Here is a 3,569-nt window from a genome sequence, read left to right on the forward strand (position 1 = left end):
AAGACAGGCAAGAAATAATAAGGGAGGATAAATCATGGCTGAACAAGTAACATCAGCAAAAGCAACTGCCAAGACAGTTCGAATCCCTGCACGTAAAGCACGTCTTGTGATCGATCTTATCCGTGGTAAGAACGTTGCTGAAGCATTCGGTATCTTGAAGTTCACACCAAGATCTGGTGCTTACTTAATCGAAAAAGTTTTGAAATCTGCTGTTGCAAACGCAGAAAACAACTTTGACTTAGATGTTGAAGATCTTTATGTAAGCGAAGCCTATGTTAACGAAGGACCAACCTTGAAGCGTTTCCGTCCTCGTGCAAAGGGTTCTGCTTCCCCAATCAACAAGCGTACAAGTCACATTACAGTTGTGGTATCTGTTAAATAAGGAGGGATAACGCGTGGGTCAAAAAGTAAATCCAACCGGGTTACGTGTCGGTATCATTCGTGACTGGGATGCAAAATGGTATGCTGAAAAAGATTTTGCTTCCAACTTACACGAAGACTTACACATCCGTGAATACATCGAAAAGAAATTAGCCGACGCTGCTGTCTCTACCGTAGAGATCGAACGTGCTGCAAAGCGTGTTAACATTTCTATCCATACTGCAAAACCAGGTATGGTCATCGGTAAAGGCGGTTCTGAAGTTGAAAAGCTTCGTAAAGAATTAAACAACTTGACAGGCAAGCGAGTACACATCAACATTGTGGAAATCAAGAAGCCTGACTTAGAAGCAAAATTAGTTGGTGAAAGCATTGCTCAACAATTGGAAAACCGTGTTGCTTTCCGTCGTGCAATGAAACAAGCTATCCAACGTACAATGCGTGCTGGTGCAAAGGGTATCAAGGTTCAAGTTGCTGGTCGTTTGAACGGTGCTGATATGTCCCGTATCGAACAATTCTCAGAAGGTACTGTTCCTTTGCATACATTGCGTGCTGATATTGATTACGCATGGGTAGAAGCAACAACAACATACGGCCAATTGGGCGTTAAAGTTTGGATCTACCGTGGTGAAGTATTGCCAACAAAGAAAAATAACGGTAAAGGAGGGAAATAGTCTATGTTAGTACCAAAACGTGTAAAGCACCGTCGTGAATTCCGCGGTAAAATGCGTGGTGAAGCAAAAGGCGGTAAGGAAGTAACATTCGGCGAATTCGGTTTACAAGCTACTGATTCACATTGGATCACAAACCGTCAAATCGAAGCTGCTCGTATTGCTATGACTCGTTACATGAAGCGTGGTGGGAAAGTTTGGATCAAGATTTTCCCTCACAAGTCTTACACAGCTAAGGCTATTGGTGTTCGTATGGGTTCCGGTAAAGGTGCTCCAGAAGGCTGGGTAGCTCCTGTAAAACGTGGCAAAGTCATGTTTGAAATTGGTGGTGTTTCTGAAGAAGTTGCTCGTGAAGCATTGCGTTTAGCTTCCCACAAACTCCCAGTCAAGACTAAGTTTGTAAAACGTGAGGTAGGTGGCGAATCAAATGAAGATTAATGAAATTAATGAATTAACCACTGCTGAAATGCTCGAAAAAGAAAAGCAATTCAAAGAAGAATTATTTAACTTACGCTTCCAATTAGCTACCGGTCAATTAGAAAACACCGCACGCTTGAAAGAAGTTCGTAAAACGATCGCACGCATCAAGACTGCGTTGCGTCAACAAGAATTGAACAAATAAGAATACGAAAAGGAGGCTAATCGCGCATGAGTGAAGCTCGTAACCAACGCAAAGTCTATCAAGGACGTGTCGTTTCTGACAAAATGGAAAAAACAATCACTGTTGTTGTTGAAACTTACGTGAACGATAAAGTTTACGGCAAACGTGTTAAGTATTCAAAGAAATACAAGGCACATGACGAAAACAATGAAGCAAAAGTTGGCGACATTGTTAAGATCATGGAAACACGTCCGTTGTCAGCTACAAAACGTTTCCGTTTATTAGAAATCGTTGAAAAAGCAGTTATTATCTAATTTTCGATAACTAACAAAGCATTCGTATTCTGATCTATCTAATAGCGAAAGGAGGTCACATACTGTGATCCAACAAGAGAGTCGTTTAAAAGTCGCTGATAACTCCGGTGCCCGCGAGATCTTGGTTATCAAGATCTTGGGTGGTTCCCGTGTGAAGACTGCTAATATCGGTGACATTATTGTTGCTACTGTTAAACAAGCAACACCAGGTGGCGTTGTCAAAAAAGGCGATGTTGTCAAGGCTGTTGTTGTTCGTACAAAATCTGGTGCACACCGTGCTGACGGTTCATACATCAAGTTCGATGAAAATGCTGCTGTTATCATCGGTGATGACAAGTCACCTAAGGGTACACGTATTTTCGGACCTGTTGCACGTGAATTACGTGACGGAAACTTCATGAAGATCGTTTCCTTAGCACCTGAAGTATTATAATATCCGTCTATTTGGCAAGGAGGTGCGCAGAGAAAATGTTCATCAAGAGCAATGACAAAGTTAAAGTTATCGCTGGTAAGGACAAAGGTAAAGAAGGCGTTGTTATCAAGGCTTTCCCAGCAAATGATCGTGTGATCGTAAAAGGTGTAAACATCGTTAAGAAGCATCAAAAACCTAACAACGCAAACCCAAACGGTGGGATCGTTGAAATGGAAGCACCAATTCATGTTTCTAACGTTAAAAAAATCAGTGAATAGTCGAGAAAGGAGGATACTTTCTTCATGGTTAACCGTTTAAAAGAAAAATATACTAATGAAATCGTTCCATCCTTGATGGAAAAATTCAACTACTCATCAATCATGCAAGCACCTAAGGTTGATAAGATCGTTATCAACATGGGTGTTGGTGATGCTGTAAGCAATGCTAAAAATTTGGATGAAGCTGTGGAAGAACTTACGCTTATTTCTGGTCAAAAACCAGTTATTACCCGCGCTAAGAAATCTATCGCTGGCTTCCGTTTACGTGAAGGTATGGCTATCGGTGCCAAGGTTACCTTACGTGGACAACGTATGTACGAATTTTTAGACAAATTAGTTTCAGTTTCATTGCCTCGTGTGCGTGACTTCCATGGTGTAAGCAAGCGTGCATTTGACGGCCGCGGGAACTACACATTGGGCGTACGCGAACAATTGATCTTCCCTGAAATTGATTTTGATAATGTTAACAAGGTTCGTGGTATGGATATCGTTATCGTTACAACTGCTAACACAGACGAAGAATCCAAAGAACTTTTGACACAACTTGGAATGCCATTCGCTAAATAAGGGGGTTTCACATTGGCTAAAAAGTCACAAGTAGCAAAGAATAAGCGCCCAGCTAAGTTCTCAACACAAGAATACACACGTTGCGAACGTTGTGGTCGTCCTCATTCTGTATATCGTAAATTTAAGTTATGCCGTGTTTGCCTGCGAGAACTTGCTCATAAGGGTCAAATCCCTGGCATGAAAAAGGCTAGCTGGTAGTCCATATTAACAAGGAAAAGGAGGCAATAACATGGCAATGACAGATCCTATTGCAGACTTCTTGACACGTATTCGTAATGCTAACATGGTCAAGCATGAATCTGTAGAAGTTCCTGCTTCAAAAATGAAGAAAAACATCGCTGAAATCCT

At 41.4% G+C, this 3,569-nt stretch carries 9 protein-coding genes and 1 pseudogene; all 10 read left to right on the plus strand.

The window, feature by feature from the left end:
• The first annotated feature begins 34 nt into the window (after positions 1-34).
• Entirely contained in the window at positions 35-382 is a 348-nt protein-coding gene (gene rplV, locus Q9Q35_RS10320) for a 50S ribosomal protein L22 (protein WP_004050311.1), read from the plus strand.
• Between the two features lie 13 nt (positions 383-395).
• Positions 396-1,052, plus strand: coding sequence for a 30S ribosomal protein S3 (gene rpsC / locus Q9Q35_RS10325; RefSeq protein ID WP_004050300.1), 657 nt, complete (start codon positions 396-398; stop codon positions 1,050-1,052).
• Positions 1,053-1,055: 3 nt separating this feature from the next.
• Positions 1,056-1,487 carry a 50S ribosomal protein L16 gene (gene rplP, locus Q9Q35_RS10330; RefSeq protein WP_004050298.1) on the plus strand — a complete coding sequence of 144 codons (432 nt, stop codon included), beginning with the start codon at positions 1,056-1,058 and terminating at the stop codon, positions 1,485-1,487.
• Positions 1,477-1,671, plus strand: a complete 195-nt coding sequence (gene rpmC, locus Q9Q35_RS10335) for a 50S ribosomal protein L29 (RefSeq protein WP_004050297.1) — start codon at positions 1,477-1,479, stop codon at positions 1,669-1,671. Before rplP ends, rpmC begins: the two co-directional genes overlap by 11 nt.
• 26 nt (positions 1,672-1,697) lie before the next feature.
• Positions 1,698-1,964: a 30S ribosomal protein S17 gene (gene rpsQ, locus Q9Q35_RS10340; protein ID WP_010688176.1), complete on the plus strand. Its 267-nt coding sequence runs from the start codon at positions 1,698-1,700 to the stop codon at positions 1,962-1,964.
• Positions 1,965-2,028: 64 nt separating this feature from the next.
• Positions 2,029-2,397: a 50S ribosomal protein L14 gene (gene rplN / locus Q9Q35_RS10345; RefSeq protein WP_004050293.1), complete on the plus strand. Its 369-nt coding sequence runs from the start codon at positions 2,029-2,031 to the stop codon at positions 2,395-2,397.
• 35 nt (positions 2,398-2,432) lie between these two features.
• Positions 2,433-2,645 (plus strand): annotated as a pseudogene (rplX, locus tag Q9Q35_RS10350) (50S ribosomal protein L24); the annotation flags it as partial.
• A gap of 33 nt (positions 2,646-2,678) precedes the next feature.
• Positions 2,679-3,221, plus strand: a complete 543-nt coding sequence (rplE, locus tag Q9Q35_RS10355) for a 50S ribosomal protein L5 (protein ID WP_004050289.1) — start codon at positions 2,679-2,681, stop codon at positions 3,219-3,221.
• Between the two features lie 12 nt (positions 3,222-3,233).
• Complete coding sequence (locus Q9Q35_RS10360; protein WP_004050287.1) at positions 3,234-3,419, plus strand: type Z 30S ribosomal protein S14; 186 nt, start codon at positions 3,234-3,236, stop codon at positions 3,417-3,419.
• 31 nt (positions 3,420-3,450) lie between these two features.
• Positions 3,451-3,569: 30S ribosomal protein S8 (rpsH, locus tag Q9Q35_RS10365; RefSeq protein WP_304653291.1), on the plus strand; the 119-nt coding region annotated here is incomplete at its 3' end.

The organism is uncultured Ligilactobacillus sp., from assembly GCF_948826705.1.
In the GTDB taxonomy this organism is placed as follows: Bacteria; Bacillota; Bacilli; order Lactobacillales; family Lactobacillaceae; genus Ligilactobacillus.